The 15942-nt window shown below is 35.6% G+C and carries 13 protein-coding genes; 6 read left to right on the top strand and 7 right to left on the bottom strand.

What is annotated here, in order from left to right; genetic code table 11:
• Positions 1-178 precede the first annotated feature (178 nt).
• A complete protein-coding gene (locus KO527_RS11860; protein WP_252733663.1) occupies positions 179-2524 on the top strand; it encodes an FdhF/YdeP family oxidoreductase in 2346 nt (781 codons plus the stop codon).
• Positions 2525-2533: 9 nt separating this feature from the next.
• Here the strand turns inward: KO527_RS11860 and fdhD are convergent, their stop codons facing one another.
• From fdhD to hutG, 3 genes are read right to left on the bottom strand one after another with little or no spacing between them, the layout of a single operon-like run.
• Complete coding sequence (gene fdhD, locus KO527_RS11855; protein ID WP_216040513.1) at positions 2534-3346, bottom strand: formate dehydrogenase accessory sulfurtransferase FdhD; 813 nt, start codon at positions 3344-3346, stop codon at positions 2534-2536.
• 10 nt (positions 3347-3356) lie between these two features.
• Complete coding sequence (locus tag KO527_RS11850) at positions 3357-4718, bottom strand: formimidoylglutamate deiminase (protein ID WP_216040512.1); 1362 nt, start codon at positions 4716-4718, stop codon at positions 3357-3359.
• A gap of 29 nt (positions 4719-4747) precedes the next feature.
• Complete coding sequence (hutG, locus tag KO527_RS11845) at positions 4748-5536, bottom strand: N-formylglutamate deformylase (protein WP_042147524.1); 789 nt, start codon at positions 5534-5536, stop codon at positions 4748-4750.
• Positions 5537-5947: 411 nt separating this feature from the next.
• On the opposite strand from hutG, the gene KO527_RS11840 reads away from it, so the two are divergent.
• A complete protein-coding gene (locus tag KO527_RS11840) occupies positions 5948-7654 on the top strand; it encodes a phosphate ABC transporter substrate-binding/OmpA family protein (protein WP_216040511.1) in 1707 nt (568 codons plus the stop codon).
• 115 nt (positions 7655-7769) lie between these two features.
• Complete coding sequence (locus tag KO527_RS11835) at positions 7770-8489, top strand: hypothetical protein (protein ID WP_216040510.1); 720 nt, start codon at positions 7770-7772, stop codon at positions 8487-8489.
• Here the strand turns inward: KO527_RS11835 and pdsS are convergent.
• The 3 genes from pdsS to KO527_RS11820 are packed head-to-tail and all read right to left on the bottom strand — an operon-like array spanning position 8476 to position 11467.
• Positions 8476-10602 carry a proteobacterial dedicated sortase system histidine kinase gene (gene pdsS / locus KO527_RS11830; protein ID WP_216040509.1) on the bottom strand — a complete coding sequence of 709 codons (2127 nt, stop codon included), beginning with the start codon at positions 10600-10602 and terminating at the stop codon, positions 8476-8478. The two genes, KO527_RS11835 and pdsS, sit on opposite strands and share 14 nt — an antisense overlap.
• On the bottom strand, positions 10602-11291 hold the full coding sequence (gene pdsR / locus KO527_RS11825; RefSeq protein WP_216040508.1) for a proteobacterial dedicated sortase system response regulator: 690 nt from the start codon (positions 11289-11291) through the stop codon (positions 10602-10604). The genes pdsS and pdsR overlap by 1 nt, the downstream gene beginning before the upstream one ends.
• 20 nt (positions 11292-11311) lie before the next feature.
• Positions 11312-11467 carry a hypothetical protein gene (locus KO527_RS11820; RefSeq protein WP_216040507.1) on the bottom strand — a complete coding sequence of 52 codons (156 nt, stop codon included), beginning with the start codon at positions 11465-11467 and terminating at the stop codon, positions 11312-11314.
• Between the two features lie 45 nt (positions 11468-11512).
• Here KO527_RS11820 and pdsO point away from each other — a divergent pair, with 45 nt between their 5' ends.
• From pdsO to KO527_RS11805, 3 genes are all read left to right on the top strand, one after another.
• Positions 11513-12271 (top strand): sortase-associated OmpA-like protein PdsO, encoded by a 759-nt coding sequence (gene pdsO, locus KO527_RS11815; RefSeq protein WP_216040506.1) that lies wholly within the window; start codon positions 11513-11515, stop codon positions 12269-12271.
• 62 nt (positions 12272-12333) lie between these two features.
• On the top strand, positions 12334-14397 hold the full coding sequence (locus KO527_RS11810; RefSeq protein WP_252733652.1) for a marine proteobacterial sortase target protein: 2064 nt from the start codon (positions 12334-12336) through the stop codon (positions 14395-14397).
• On the top strand, positions 14381-14992 hold the full coding sequence (locus tag KO527_RS11805; RefSeq protein WP_216040505.1) for a class GN sortase: 612 nt from the start codon (positions 14381-14383) through the stop codon (positions 14990-14992). Before KO527_RS11810 ends, KO527_RS11805 begins: the two co-directional genes overlap by 17 nt.
• Here the strand turns inward: KO527_RS11805 and KO527_RS11800 are convergent.
• Complete coding sequence (locus KO527_RS11800; protein WP_216040504.1) at positions 14965-15873, bottom strand: DMT family transporter; 909 nt, start codon at positions 15871-15873, stop codon at positions 14965-14967. The two genes, KO527_RS11805 and KO527_RS11800, sit on opposite strands and share 28 nt — an antisense overlap.
• Positions 15874-15942 lie beyond the last annotated feature (69 nt).

The raw sequence follows: 15942 nt of genomic DNA, 5'->3' as shown, positions 1-15942 counted from the left end.
GTATTTTTATATCTCCTCTTGTTTTTAATCAATGCCCAAATAGTTAAACTTAATAATAAAAATAAATTATCTTTCGATAAATTGGTCTGAATTCTCCTAAATGGTACAATCATGCTTATAAGTAAGTTTGTGCTTTGAGCTATCTCTAAAATGGCTGAGGTTTGGTTCTGTGGATAATATGAAAGATAACATGACAAATAATAACTCAAATAAATCATCACATCATAAACCAGCAAAAGCGGGCGGGTTTTCCTCTTTAAAATCAACACTAAAACATATTATTAAAAGTCAGCAACCACAAACAAACCTTAAAAATTTACTTATTGCCAATACTAAAGATGGTTTTGATTGCCCTGGATGTGCTTGGGGCGATAAACAAGAGGGCTTTTTACATTTTTGTGAAAATGGCGCTAAAGCTATCGCTTGGGAGTCTACCTCTAAAAAAGTAGATACTAAATTTTTTGCAGAACATACTGTAAGCCAGTTAATAAAGCAAAGTGATTATTGGCTTGAATACCAAGGGCGCTTAACGCAACCTGTTAGATATAATCAACAAACAGATAAATATGAAGCAGTCAGTTGGGATGATGCTTTCTCACTTATCGCAAAGCACTTAAATGGATTATCAAGTCCAGATCAAGCTGAGTTTTACACTTCCGGCAGAGCCAGTAACGAAGCATCCTTTTTATATCAACTATTTGGTCGACTGTACGGTACGAATAACTTTCCAGATTGTTCAAATATGTGTCATGAAGCCAGCGGCGTTGCTTTAAAAGAAACCATAGGAATAGGCAAAGGTACTGTTATATTAGAAGATTTTGATAAAGCAGATGCGATATTTGTATTTGGTCAAAATCCAGGAACAAATCATCCTAGAATGATGAATGCACTACGCTCAGCTGCTCGAAATGGCTGTAAGATAGTGACATTTAATAATCTTAAAGAAGTCGCATTAGAGCGTTTTGCCAGTCCTCAAGATCCAATCGAATTGCTAACACCTAGCGCCACAACAATCAGTCATGCCTATTATACTCCTAGACTTGGTGGTGATATGGCGGCGATCAGAGGTATGGTTAAAGTTATCTTAGCTAAAAATACAGAGTGTTTAGCAAAAGGTTTAACTGAAATTATTGATTCAAAATTTATTAATCAGCACAGTGCAAACTTTGTGGATTATGTTGAAGTGGTGGATAACACCAGTTGGCAAACCATTGAAGAACAATCAGGTTTAAGCCAAGAACAGCTCACCAATGCTGCTGAAGTCTATTTGCAAGCTAACAGTGTAATCTGTACTTGGGCTATGGGCATAACACAACACAAACATTCAGTTGCGACAATTCAAGAATTAGTAAACTTACAATTATTAAAAGGCCATATAGGTAAACCAGGTGCGGGTTTATGTCCAGTAAGAGGGCATTCAAATGTGCAAGGTAATCGCACTATGGGCATTAACGAAAAACCGCCTGCGGAGTTTTTAGCAAAGCAAGCTCAAGTTGTGCAACATGATATGCCAAAAAACTTCGGTCATAATGTGTATCACGCATTAAGTGCTTTTTTAAATAAACAAAGTAAAGTACTTATTTGTTTGGGTGGAAACATAGCACAAGCAGCACCAGATACAGAGCAAACACATCAAGCTTTAAAAAATACTGAATTAAATGTGCAAATTTCTACAAAGTTAAATCGTAGTCACTTATTAATAGGTAAAGACGCATTAATTTTACCTTGCTTAGGACGTACTGAAATTGATAGGCAAGCAAGTGGCGAGCAAAAGATCACCGTTGAAGATACTTTTTCTATGGTGCATGCCTCAAAAGGTAAAGTAGAGCCACTTTCAAAAGAGATGCGTTCTGAAACTAATATCGTAGCTAATATTGCAAAAGCCACATTGCCAGAAGGCCATCTTGATTGGCAGTCAATGACTGATGATTACGCTAAAATCAGACAGCTAATATCAAATATTGTAGGCGGATTTGACGACTTTGAAGCTAAGTTATCCCAACCTGGCGGGTTTTATTTGGGCAATAGCGCGGCAAATAAAAACTGGTTGACTCAATCGCAAAAAGCACAGTTCACAGCAAATAAGTTACCAGAACACTTAATGCATGTGAATATCGATGAACTTAGCCAAGACAATGATAAAAAACACAACAAGATTTTCACTTTACAATCTTTACGTTCACACGATCAATACAATACAACGATTTATGGCATGAACGATAGATACCGAGGTGTAGAGAATGAACGCAAGGTTTTATTTATTAATGAAAAAGATGCAAAAAAACAGGGTTTAGCTGATGGTGATTTAGTTGATATCACGTCTATTTGGCATAATAACCAAACCCGCAGTGTGACAGGTTTTAAAGTGTTTTATTATGATATTCCGCGAGATAATTTAGCAGCCTATTACCCAGAAACAAACCCTTTAGTACCATTAGATAGTTATGGTGATCGCTCTTTTACGCCAACATCAAAATCAATACCTGTTATTTTAACTAAAGCGATAGACAACAGAATTATTTAACTTAGTAATTTAAGCATAAATAACATACCTACCAGCACGTGCAAAACTTATCAGGTTTAAACGGTTTTGTTTTGCAACTGCGATTGCTTTGCTGGTGGGGGCAGAAATAGTAACAAGATGGTTAATATTAGCCGCTATGGTTTTATCTACCATTTCATAACTTGCTCTACTTGATACTAAAATAAAGCCATTTGAGTTCTTTAATTTATGGTTATTGATAGCACCAATCAGTTTATCAAGCGCGTTGTGTCTGCCAACATCTTCTCTAATAATTCTTATATCACCAGTTCCCAAATCACAAAAAGCGGCAGCGTGTACACCTCCGGCTTGTAAATTTAATACTTGTTGTGTTTTAAATTGGGTTAAGGCAGCTTCAATCACTTCAGATGCAAGTGTTTGGCATGCATTTAGAGGCGTTCTGTTTTTATCAATTTGTTGCAAAGATTCTATGCCACATAAGCCGCAGCCGCTGTTACCTGCTAATGTTCTTCGTTTCTCTTTTAATTGTATAAACTTTCTCGAGCTAATTGTTATATTAAGCTCAATACCATGGGCGGTGTGTGTGATCTCTAGATCGAGTAGATCGCTTTTTTGATCTATGATGTTTTCAGATAAACTAAAACCTAAAGCAAAGTCTTTAAGATCACAAGGAGTTGCCATCATAACAGCGTGAGAGATCCCGTTATAAACAAAAGCGATTGCTTGTTCATCTATAACAAGATCTTGTTCAAGATCAGAAGTGTGATCTAGTTGTGTATCACGTACTTGTCGCGATACATTGACTAAACCATTAGGCGGTTTGATATTCTGATCTTGCTTCACTTATAACCTTTTATGCTGTTTTTTCTAAAATTTTAGCAAACTTATTAGCACATATTTCTTCATCTGCATGTTTGCCTGACTCTATTACCCAAGTGCCATTAACCATCACATCCTGAACAGGGTTTTTCTGACTAGCAAAAATTAAGCTATCTAATAAATTTTTGTCGCTATTAGCAAATAGCTTAGTTTGGTTTGCATCTAATACTAATAAATCAGCTTGTTTACCTATCTCTAAGCTACCAGTATTACTATTGGTGCTTTGTGCGCCACCAAGTGCTGCACGCTGCCATAAATTAAGACCAACAGATGCTTGCTCTGATGTTGCTAAAATAGCACGTTGTTGCTTAATTAAGCGCTGCGCATATTCAAGCCAGCGTAATTCTTCAATTGGGTTAACTGAGATATGACTATCTGAACCAATTGCAAAAGTACCATCTTCGGCTAAAAACTCAGTTGTTGGAAAAATGCCATCGCCTAAGTTAGCTTCAGTTGTCGGACAAATACCCGCAATTGCACCTGTTTTAATTATGCCTCTACGTTCATTTTCATCTATATGCGTCGCATGGATCAAACACCAATGTTTATCTAAATCAGCATTATTCAATAACCATTGAACAGGGCGTTCGCCATAATGAGCAAGACAATCATCAACTTCTTTTTGCTGTTCACTAATGTGAATATGTATTGGTGCTTTATCATCTAAGCTACGTACATGATTTACAGCGCTATGTAATGACGCTTTATCAACGGCACGTAAAGAGTGCGGTGCTATGCCGACATTTGTATTGCTGTAATCATTGGTTAAACTAAAACAATCGCTCACTAGCTGATTAAACTGTTCAACAGAATTGATAAAGCGCTTTTGACCATCATTTGGCTCTAGTGGACCAAAACCGCTAAAGCGATACATCACAGGTAACATAGTTAAACCTATACCTGATGTTTTTGCAGCTTTAAATATAGACTCAGCCATAGTTGCAAGCGGTGTATAGTTTTCACCGTCAATTTGATGATGTAAATAATGAAATTCAGCAACGCGGGTATAGCCCATTTTTAGCATTTCAATATAAAGTTGGCTCGCAATGGCTTGAGCATCATCTGCAGATAATTGATCTAAAAATTGATACATGATCTTACGCCAAGTCCAAAAGCTATCTTGTCCTTCGCTACCTTGCTCACTAAACCCTGCAAAAGCACGTTGAAATGCATGGGAATGACAATTAACCATGCCCGGGATCACAGCACCATTAGCAACTTGTGCATCAGAATCTTGGCCATCAGTAATCGCAGTGATCACACCATCTGTAATAGAGATCGTTTTATCATTTGCCCAACCATCATTGAGCAATACTTTGTGTGCGAATAATTTCATTATTTAACTCTTATAATTGTCAGTTTTGATTATTTGGTTTGCGCAAATTTAGCTAAAGCTTCAACTAACGCTCTTAACTTAGGTTTTACTTGTGCTGCTTTAGTTTCGTTATATTCATTACTTGGTTCATTCATATAAGTGATTTGTGATAACTCAAGTTGTAATGCATGAATATTATTTTCTGGCTTACCAAAGTGACGTGTAATAAAGCCACCTTTAAAACGACCATTGGTCACATTTGAATAAGGAGAAAAGTCTAATGCTTCAACTTGTGAGATTAGAGCTTTATCACAGCTAGCGCCATCGCTGGTGCCAAAATTAAAATCAGGTAATTGACCTTCAAAGAAGCGTGGTACATGAGATAAAATAGAGTGTGCTTCAAGTAATACTGCTTTACCAAATTCTTGTTTCATTTGATTTAATGTATCTTCAATCGCTTGATGATATGGACGCCAGTAAAGATCTACACGACGTTGTATTTCAGTCTCATCAGGTTTCATACCTTCTAAGTATAAAGGTGATAAATCAAAAGCGGTTGTCGGGCACAGTTCAGTGGTATTTTGACCTGGGTATAAATTTACGCCATCAGGGTCGCGATTTAAATCAATGACAAATCGACTATATTTTGGATTAATAACATATATACCAAGCTCATCCGCAAAATCATAAAGTTTATCCATATACCAGTCAGTATCGGTAACATTAATACCGACCTCTGTCATAGCATGTTTAATTTCATCAGCAATGGCTTCACCATTATGTGGCATGCTGATTAATAACGGGATTCTACCTTTACTGAGCGTATAACTTGATGCCATTTTATAACCCTTTTTGTTTAATAAGATAACTTGTATATACAAGTTGTAGCTATAATCTATCACGAGTGGAGAAAACAACCAAATTTATCAACTTTAAATATAGGGGAGTTGTTCAGAATATGGAGAGAATGAAAGGTAAATATAGAAATAAAAAAGCCTCAACTGGCTTGAGGCTTTTGGTTTATATACCATTGAAAGGGGAGAGTATATGTATTAATTAACTAAATTTTCTATGCTGCTATCATTTCATGAAAGCCTGTAAGTAAATACGTCCGCGATGTAATGATTAGAAATAAAAGTGTTATTAAATGAAAACAAGTTTATGTTTATGTATCGAGACTTGTACCTATGTCATAAAAATGAAATTTTAATATTTTATTATCCCTTAAAAAACAAGGTGGTAATTTAGATATGAATAAAGCATTTGATACTTACAGTGATGAGTTAATATCACAGTTAAAAAAACTCACTCAATTATCATTAACAGAATTTGAAATCCAAATTTCATATCAAAAAATGATTTCAGAGCAAGATTATCGAGAATTGGTTCTAAAAGAGTTATATGAACTTAATCATCCAGAAATAATTGAAATTATTAATTGGATCAATAATTATTCTGCGGCAGAAAATCAATCTTCTCCTGCTGAACATAGTGATAGTCAAAACAATAAAAAACGCAACTTATTATTACCTTTATCCTTATTTTTTGTATCTGTGATCGCAGTAATGGCATTTCTATTAGTATCGCAAAATAGTGGTTCAGATATATTACGAGCAGCACCCCAAGTTAAACATCAAGCTACTCCTATTGAAGTTAAGACTGTGCAAACTACAAAGAAAATAAAACTAACATTACCGGTTAAAGAAGCAGAGGTAAGCTTTAAACTTCATGGATCTAATACCATAGGAGAGAAACTAGCACCTGCTTTATTAGTTAAATACCTAGAGTTGCAAGGTGTAAAAGATTTTGAGTGGATTCAGGGCGATAGTCCGGTTGAGCGTACTTTACAGTATATAAAAAATAACAAAGTCTATGCGATAGAGTTACATGCACATGGTTCAAGTACAGGTTTTAAAGATTTAAAGTTGGGCAAAGCCGATTTAGGAATGGCTTCTCGTCGCGTTAAACAAAAAGAAGTGATAGCGCTTAAATCTCAACTAGGTAATTTAAATAAAGTGGGTAATGAGCATATTATTGGATTAGATGGTTTAGCTGTCATCGTGAATCAGAATAATCCGATTGCGCATATTTCAACGGATAAATTATCCAAAATTTTCTCTGGTGAAATAAATAATTGGTCACAGCTTGGTGGTACAGATTTACCAATCAAAGTATTTTCAAGGGATGCGAAATCAGGTACTTGGGATACATTTAAAAACTTAGTATTAAAAAAGTTTAGCCGTGAATTAGCAGTCACAGCTACTCGTTTAGAATCAAGCTCGGAATTATCAACATTAATCTCTCAAGATGAAGCTGCTATCGGCTTTATTGGCTTAAATTATGTTTTGCATAATAAAGCTTTGGCTATTTCTGAAGGAGTGGGCACAACAGCTATTTTTCCAACGCGTTTTACAATTGGTACTGAAGACTATGCCTTGGCACGTAGATTATATTTTTATACACCCACTTCGGCTTCAAATATAGTGAAAGATTTTGCACAGTTTGCTATTTCTCAACAAGGGCAAGATATCGTTGAAAAAACAGGTTTGATTTCACAAAACATCAAGGTTGAAAATGCATATCCAATGCAAGATGCACCAATTAAATACAATAAATATACAAAAATAGCTAAGCGACTTTCGCTTAACTTTAGATTTAATTACGGTAATAAAGATCTCGATAATAAAGGTAAAAGAGATTTACAAAGATTAATCTCCTTTATGGAGCAAAATGAAGGACGTCGTTTAGTATTAATGGGTTTTTCAGACAGTATTGGTGCTAAATTGAAAAATATTCAATTATCACTTACACGTGCAAAGTCGGTTGAAAGAGAACTTGTTGCTAGAGGCATACCTGTTATGGCAGTTGAAGGTTTAGGCGAGGCGATCCCTGTTGCAAATAACGAGACCGAATCAGGCAGGGAGCGCAATAGAAGAGTAGAGGTATGGTTGTTATAACTAGGCCGAGCTAGTGTCATTTTATGAAGCTAGCTCAATTAATTAGATTAATTAATATTTCTGTCATAAATTCCTTTTATTATGCAGTCAATTCGTAGTTTTAAGAGTCTATTGTATGTTTGCTATTTTTTCACAACAAGAAAATCTCATTGCTGTATTTAAAAAATACTCAGTAACAGAGGCGCTTAAAGTAAAGTTTAATATTCACCAGGCAATTAAAACACTTAATATCCCTTCTGATGATTTAATTGCGCATATGCGTAATGAAGGTTTATGTATAACTGATTTTAGTTTAGGTTCCAATAAACCATTATCCTCGTCTGAAAGTTCACCTAGTATTATTCGTGCACATCTTCATAAAGTCTTTTTAGATAAGCAAAAGCTGATTGATGCGATGAGTGGTTTTTCTATGTCACAAGCTATAGAAATACGCGCTTTGTTACAAAAGAACATGAGTCAATTAAAGCTACCTTCAGATGAGCTGATCTCTAAGATGGAGCAAGAAGGTTTATCTTTACAGCGCATAGGCATAGAAAATACATCGCCTCAATCTACAGTATCTTCAATTAAGCTCGCACAAACAAAAAAGTTATTATCACAAGCAATTGAAGAAACCGCAGAAGATAAAAAAAGTCGTATTAAGTCAAAACTTAATGCGCTAGTTGAATATGTTGAAAAGCCAAAAAAGCAGCCTACTCAAATACAAAAAACAGAGTCGAAAAATACAAAATCATTAACTGAAGAAATCGAAATTTCCAAGGTGAGAAAAATCAGTTTGCAAGAAGCGCTTGATCGCTCATTACAAACTGACCTATCTCAATCTATGAACTTTTAAACACTAATTTAAATTCAACGCCGTCATTTGAATCTAAATTTTTAGCTGATATCTGTGCATTATGAAAATCAGCAACGAGTCTAGCAATATATAAACCGAGTCCTAAATGTGGTTTCTTTTGTAATGACTGGCTTCTTACCGATACCATAGAGTCAAAAATATGTTCGCCAATTTCAGGAGGTAATAAAGGCCCTTTATTGATGACTTTAATATGAGTTGATTGATTATCAACACGATATTCAACATAAATCGGGCTATCTTGTTCTGAAAACTCAACAGCATTGGCAATGAGCTTATCGAGTAATTGTGCTATAAATTCAGGCACACCTTGCATAGTTTTCTTTTCATCACTCAAGCTTAATTCAAAGGACTTTTCAGGATAAGCCATTTGATAGCCTTGCATACAACCCGAAACAACCTTAGTTAAATTGAAAGGTTCAGTCTCTGCGCTTTGGATGCTTTGCTCTAACCGTGTGGCTTCACTCATTGTAGTTATGATTTTATTTAATCTATGTACGCCATCTGTGGCACGCTCAATATACTTTTGGCTTTCCTCATCTAAGTTTTGCAATTGTAGGCTTTCTAAGGAAGAGCGCACAACCGCAACAGGTGTTCTCAGTTCATGGGATAAGCGTGATGACATATTTTCTAAATAATGGGTATAACCGCCTAATCGACCAACTATATTGGCAAAGCTACGAGACAAATCTCCGATTTCATCTTGGGTGTTTGAGCCTTTAATGTCTCTTAATACTCTTCCTTGAGGATCTATGGCCGCTTCAGCAGCATCTCTTAGGGTTCGGATCCTACTTGAAATACGAGAGGCAAAAAAGAATAAAGATAAAGTGCCTATAAGCATAACGGCTAAAATTACAGTAAATAATTTCTCTAAAGCTTTATTTCTTAAGGTACGTACGCCGTTGGTGGTCTCTTCTGCAATGACAGCACCCATTACTTTATCATCAATCCAAATTGGATAAGCGGCTGATAGAATAACTGCCTTTTTATCAGGGGTAAGGCGCCAACTTGATTGTGGCTTGCCTGCTAAAGCGCCTTTAATATTCTTGCCTTGTAATGAGGTAACATCAAATAAAGTATCTAGAAAATCAGCTGGTGGTTTAGTTAAAATTTTATAGTATAAAGGATGTAAATATTGTTTCTCAAACTGGCGCCATTGACTTAATTTACTTGGGTCATCGCTTAAATTTTGTGACCAAACCCCATCAGCATCTTGGATCTTACCTGATTGTGCCAATACTCTGTGATGATTATCGACTACCCAAATACGACTACCAGAATGCCCCATCCCCTTAATAATGCGTTCTATTTCTGGTGACGGTAATAATACAGAGCCTAACTGTGCTAAATCTTGCAGGTTAGAAGTCGACATGGTTTTGATGGGGGTATTTTTGTTATCTTTATCAACAATTGCAAACCCTAGTTTATTGCCAATCATATTTAGTGGCATGCGAATTTCGATATTATAACCATCTGATGTTTTTAAAAAATGTCCTTGAATTTTTGAAATAGGAGTTAAAGAAGTTGCTTCATAAGCTGTGATCCAACCATCTTTTTTTGGTGCGATAATGTAGTTGAAAATTTGGTTATCAGGATTTTTTAAAGCAATTTTAAGATAATCATTATTGGTGATGCTAAGGCTATTAGCACCGCGGTATTGCGTATTATCATCTTTTACTTTAAATACCGCATATAAGTAATTATCGTATTTCCCAACCATATGAGTAAAAGATAAGTCTGCGGGCTCATGATTAAGATTAATCGGCGTTAAATAACTTTTGTCGTAATGCCAAAATAGTGGTTGGTAGGTTTTCCAGTCATGTAATTTACCGTCTAACTGTATGCGACTTGGTAAATTATAGGCATATAAGTCACGGCCTTTAACCACTTGATCTAAAAAGCTTGCTTGATGATCGAATAGTTTAGGTCGTTCGTGTAAAGCAGTCGCTAGTGCACGAGTAGTACCGACTAACGTTTTTTCTTGGCCTTGCCTTAAATACTTCTCCATTTCCCATACGTATTCATAACCAAGCCAAGGAAGCAGTGCTAAAAAACATGACAATAAAATAATCTGACTGCGTAAACCAAATCGCATTAAACTTGCTCCCAGCGATATCCCATGCCATAAACCGTATCTATGCAATCAAACTCAGGATCAAGCTTTATAAACTTTTTACGAATACGTTTTACATGAGAGGTAATGGTGCTGTCATCGACATAAATCTTGGCATCATTCATTAGTTCATTTCGGCTTTTTACGTGACCTAGACGCTGTGTTAATGAATGTACCATCCAAAATTCAGTGACTGTTAAATCTAATAAAGTATTTAACCAGAAGACTTGCATACGTTTATTATCAATTTTTAATTTGCCACGGGTAATGATATTTTCTTCAAGTATTGGTGCTTCTAACGCTTCCATTCTACGGAACAAAGCAGCAATCCGTGCAGCTAAATGGGGTAGGCTAATATCTTTAGTTAAATAATCATCAGCGCCCATTCTTAAACCACATACCGTATCAATTTCACTGTCTCTGGCAGTTAAAAAAATAATTGGTAGCGTTTTTGATAAAGAGCGTAAGGTTTGACATAAAGCAAAGCCACCATCAATTTCATCGCCTAAGCCAATATCAATAATGGCTAAATCTGGCAAGGTATCATTAAAGGCTATTTCGGCCTCAGGGCGAGAAGCATAACCACTTACTTGATAGCCTTGCTTTGTTAGCATTTCGGTATAGTTTTCTCTAATGGCTTTTTCGTCTTCAATAATGGCTATTTTTTTCATGGTTATTGCTTACCTTTTGCTTAAATCGCTTTGCTGTATAGAACTATACCTAAATTACCCACTAATAAAATGCAAAAAAGCACATTGCCATTTTTTTGCCACAATTGATCTTTGCATTGCCATTTTTCATCCATTTTATCGCCAGAACTCAATGTTTTAATTAACTCATCAACCAAGCACGACCAACCAATTTAATAAATTTAAACATTGAGGCAAAAAAAATGAAAAAATCAATTATCACTACAGCATTAGTATTAGCACTTTCTTCAGTTACATTTTCAACGCAAGCTGCAAGCAGTAAAAAAAATGAAATGCAAAAAGAAGAAGCTATCGGTTTAGGAACTGGTGCATTAATTGGTGGTGTAGTAGGTGGTCCAATCGGCGCGTTTATTGGTGCGTTCACTGGCACTTTAATAGGAAAAGTAGAAGTAAATAAAGATGAAATCGCTGAGCAAGATAAACAAATATCGTCACAAAAAACACAAATAGTCGCGATGCAATATAAAACAAAAAACTATCAGGCATTAGTAGCACAAACGGAGCAACTAGAAACACAATTAGAAGAAATTGAGTTTGAAAAATCACAACTTCAAAAGCAACGCATTAATAACTTAATGGCGATGACAGTTCAGTTTAGAACGGGTTCAGCAAAAATAGAGTCTCATTTTGCAAAGCAGTTAACTGAACTTGCCCAAGTAATGAAAACGAATCCAGATATTCAAATTGATTTAAATGGTTTTGCAGATCAAAGGGGTGAAGAGCAGTTTAACTTAAAGCTATCAAAAGCGCGCGTAGCTCAAGTGCAGCAATTTTTAATAAAACAAGGTGTAGAACATACACGTTTAAATAGTCATGCATTTGGTGAAAGCCAAGCTGTAGCGAAACAAACAGATTATGAAGGTGATTTTTTTGACCGCCGTGTCACGGTTAAAGCTAGAAAAGCACACTCAAATTCTCAAACAGCAAGTAACCAATACTAATCAACCATTTAATTTAAAGTTTAGGATTGAGGTGTTTTACCACCTCAATTAAAGGTTCCCTTATGATGACACTTGCCAAAGCGCTAGGTTTTACACGATTGTGTAAAACTAGCCTTTTTTTACTAACCCTTATAATAAGCCTGTCAGCTAATGCATCTGACTTTGAAAAGCCTAGGCTTGAGCTAAAAGATCTCAGCGGTAAAAAAGTTAACTCAGCTATCTTATTAAGCAGTCATGCAGATATGAAAATATCAGGTTTAATAAATCAAGTTGATGTAATTCAAACCTTTAAAAATGAACATTTTGAAGGCGTAAATGCACGTTATGTATTCCCTTTGCCTAATGAATCAGCAGTTTATAAACTTGAAATGACAATAGGCGAAAGAACAATTTTAGGAGACATTAAAGAAAAACAAACAGCAAAAAAAATATATAAACAGGCACAAAAACAAGGAAAAAAAGCCAGCTTAATCACACAAAAACGCGCTAACGTATTTGTGAGCCAGGTAGCTAATATCCCTCCCGGTGAGCAAGTCACAATTAAAATTAGTTATCAGCAAGTTTTAAGTTATAAAAATCATGAGTTTTCATTAAGGTTTCCTATGGTTGTTGCACCTAGATATCAGCCAAAAACCATGCAATTTGATAGTGATTTAACTTCTAACTGGCTATTTCAAAAAAACTTAAAGCCAGAAGAAATGGAAATGAAAGAGGGACGAAAAAATGCTGAACCAGTCAATAAAATATCTTTAAATATTGCTTTAGATGCAGGTTTTGATTTAGCTGATATTAAATCGCCTTATCATCAAATCGATGTAGAAAATAGTGATATTGGGAAATATAAAATTTCGCTTGCTAGTAATACAACATTAGCCAATAGAGATTTTGTATTACGTTGGAAACCTGAGCAAGGTAATGAAGTTCAAGCTGCTATGTTTACTGAACGACTTAAACAGCAAGGTGAAGAGTATGCATTAGTCATGTTAATGCCACCTGCAAGCGAGTTTCAAGGGCAACAAAGACTACCGAGAGAGTTGATATTTGTAGTTGATACATCAGGTTCAATGCATGGTAGTTCAATGGAGCAAGCTAAACAGGCATTGTTTTTAGCGCTTGCTGATTTACGACCTGAAGACAGTTTTAATATTGTTGAATTTAATACGAATGTCAGTGCTTTAAGCGAGCATGCTATTCCAGCAACAGATTTTAATTTAAGGCATGCAAAAAAATACGTTTATAACTTAGATGCTGATGGCGGCACTGAAATAGCAAAAGCGTTTTCCCGAGTATTGCAAGGCGAGGTGCAAACAGATTATTTAAGACAAGTAATTTTTATGACTGATGGCAGCATTGGTAATGAGCAGCAAATTTTTGAGCAAATAAATAGTACATTAGGCACAAATAGATTGTTTACTGTGGGGATCGGCTCAGCACCTAATAGTCACTTTATGAGACGTGCTGCAGACATAGGTCGAGGCAGTTTTACATTTATTGGCAATACGACTGAGATCAGAAGCAAAATGCAGCTGTTATTAAAGCAATTAAAAAATCCCGCTTTAAAAGAACTAAACATTGTAGATGAAAATGCGTTAGTAATGGATTTTTGGCCTAAACCTATCCCAGACTTATATTTTTCAGAGCCTTTAATGGTGGCTATTAAGCTAAATAAAGGGCAAAAACAAATAAATGTGATAGGTCAAAGTGCAAATGGTGAATTTAAAGCTGAACTCAATGTTGTGGGAATTAAAGAGGGGGATTCAATTTCTCGTATATGGGCAAGGCAAAAAATAAAGTCATTATTGTTATATAAGAATAGTCCAAATAAAAAAGAACAAAACACTAAGCAACAGGTATTAGATTTAGCATTGAAGCATCATATCCTAAGTCCATATACCGCATTTGTTGCCGTAGATTATGGGCCCATTAATGAAAAAGACATCGCTAATAAAGCAAAAGAAACACATAGAGTTGAAGGCATGCGACCTGCGGGTTGGACTATGGCGAGTAAAGGCATTGTTTTGCCACAAACTGATGGTCAAAGCACAATGAAAATTCTACTTGGTTTAATGCTACTTTTATTAGTTACGGCTTATTGGAAATACCAATCCCATGAAGCAGCTAAGTAAAGTGAACCTTAAAAAGCTGCTAGTACTAACTTTGTTTGGTTTAGGGATATGGCAGTTAGGTTCGGGTATTTATATGCAGGCTAAAGCCAAGCTTGCGCAACATTTGATTTCGCAAGCTTGGCAATCTAATGTTGCGCAAGGAGGAGGCAAGCAGATTCGACCTTGGTTTTATGCTGATACTTGGCCTATTGCAAAGTTAACTGTACCAAGACTCAATATTGAAGAGCATATTCTTTGGAATGCATCAGGTCGAAACTTGGCTTTTGGTGCAGCTCACTTCTTACCTTCTGCAAAACTTGAAGACCTGGTAAAAAATGAAAATGGCCAGTTCAGTTTGATTGCAGGACATAATGATACAAACTTTGCTTTTTTATCTCAGTTAAAGCTTGGTGATAGTTATAAGTTAACTTTAGGTAATGGTTTATACATGCAGTATCAGGTGAGTAATATAAGTATTATTCATCAATCTGATACGGAATTTTTACAAACTAATATGCGCTCAGTTAATCGTTTATATCTTATGACTTGTTATCCGTTTAATAGCTTAACATCAGGTACGAAACAGCGTTATTTAGTTGAATCTGTTGTTATTTGATTATTCGAAGATTTATCATTATCTACCGCTTTATATTTTTGGCTGATCATGACGCCGACAAATATCACAATCACACTCAACCACTGTTCAAAGCTTAAAAACTCGCCCAAAATACTAGCCGATAACATTAGGGTAAATACGGGGATCAAATTAGAAAACGCAGCAGCTGTCAATACAGATACTTTTGAAATTGCATAGTTATACATACCATAGGCGCCTAAAGTAACAAAAGTGCCTAAGTAAAGAATGCTTAAAACCGCTTTTTCATCATATTGACTGGGAAGTTCAATAAAAAATAGAAAGGGTGCAAAAAATACAGTTCCAGTAAGTCCCTGTAAAGCAATTAAAGATAGTGGTGAGTATCGGGTAGATAAATGTTTAACGCTCACGGCATAATAAGCTGCACACAATATAGCCAAAAATTCTAAAGCATTTCCTAATGTAGGATTAGGAGCATGCTCTGATTCGGGTGAAAGTAATGTTAAAGCGATACCACCTATAATACAAAAACCAAACCCAGCCATAATTGTTTTAGTGAGCCTTTCTTTAAGCATAATATAAGCAAAAACAGCGACAATAAGCGGAAAACACGATACTAAAATACCCGCTTGAGAAGCTGAAGTATATTGCATTGCATGACCTTCAAATAAAAAATATAAGCAGGGTTCAGCTAACGACATACTCAGTAAAAACTTCCAATCACCTTTTTGATAGTTAAACTTTTTTACCCAAGGCCATAAAAACAGACATACCACTAAGGTTGTTAACATTCTAAAAAAAATAACAAATGCAGGGTCGTAAACATCAATAGAGTACTTTAATGCGATAAAAGAGCTGCCCCATAAAAAGGTGGCAATGATAAGTGCTAAATTGGCTGGCATAGGATAATAAAAATTAATGATAAAACGGTGTAATAGCAGAATATACTAGTTGCTATTCTAAAGCGCTTA

This window comes from Pseudoalteromonas sp. C2R02, assembly GCF_018860845.1.
Taxonomy (GTDB): domain Bacteria; phylum Pseudomonadota; class Gammaproteobacteria; order Enterobacterales; family Alteromonadaceae; genus Pseudoalteromonas.
Note: the sequence above shows the minus strand (reverse complement) of the source record. Positions and strands in the feature narration are given on the sequence as shown.

What these genes read in the sequence shown, in the direction of transcription:
- KO527_RS11860 (WP_252733663.1), top strand. Translation starts at nt 179, where the DNA reads ATGAAAGATAACATGACAAATAATAACTCAAATAAATCATCACATCAT.
- KO527_RS11850 (WP_216040512.1), bottom strand. Translation starts at nt 4,718, where the DNA reads ATGAAATTATTCGCACACAAAGTATTGCTCAATGATGGTTGGGCAAAT.
- hutG (WP_042147524.1), bottom strand. Translation starts at nt 5,536, where the DNA reads ATGGCATCAAGTTATACGCTCAGTAAAGGTAGAATCCCGTTATTAATC.
- KO527_RS11840 (WP_216040511.1), top strand. Translation starts at nt 5,948, where the DNA reads ATGAATAAAGCATTTGATACTTACAGTGATGAGTTAATATCACAGTTA.
- KO527_RS11835 (WP_216040510.1), top strand. Translation starts at nt 7,770, where the DNA reads ATGTTTGCTATTTTTTCACAACAAGAAAATCTCATTGCTGTATTTAAA.
- pdsS (WP_216040509.1), bottom strand. Translation starts at nt 10,602, where the DNA reads ATGCGATTTGGTTTACGCAGTCAGATTATTTTATTGTCATGTTTTTTA.
- pdsR (WP_216040508.1), bottom strand. Translation starts at nt 11,291, where the DNA reads ATGAAAAAAATAGCCATTATTGAAGACGAAAAAGCCATTAGAGAAAAC.
- pdsO (WP_216040506.1), top strand. Translation starts at nt 11,513, where the DNA reads ATGAAAAAATCAATTATCACTACAGCATTAGTATTAGCACTTTCTTCA.
- KO527_RS11810 (WP_252733652.1), top strand. Translation starts at nt 12,334, where the DNA reads ATGATGACACTTGCCAAAGCGCTAGGTTTTACACGATTGTGTAAAACT.
- KO527_RS11805 (WP_216040505.1), top strand. Translation starts at nt 14,381, where the DNA reads ATGAAGCAGCTAAGTAAAGTGAACCTTAAAAAGCTGCTAGTACTAACT.
- KO527_RS11800 (WP_216040504.1), bottom strand. Translation starts at nt 15,873, where the DNA reads ATGCCAGCCAATTTAGCACTTATCATTGCCACCTTTTTATGGGGCAGC.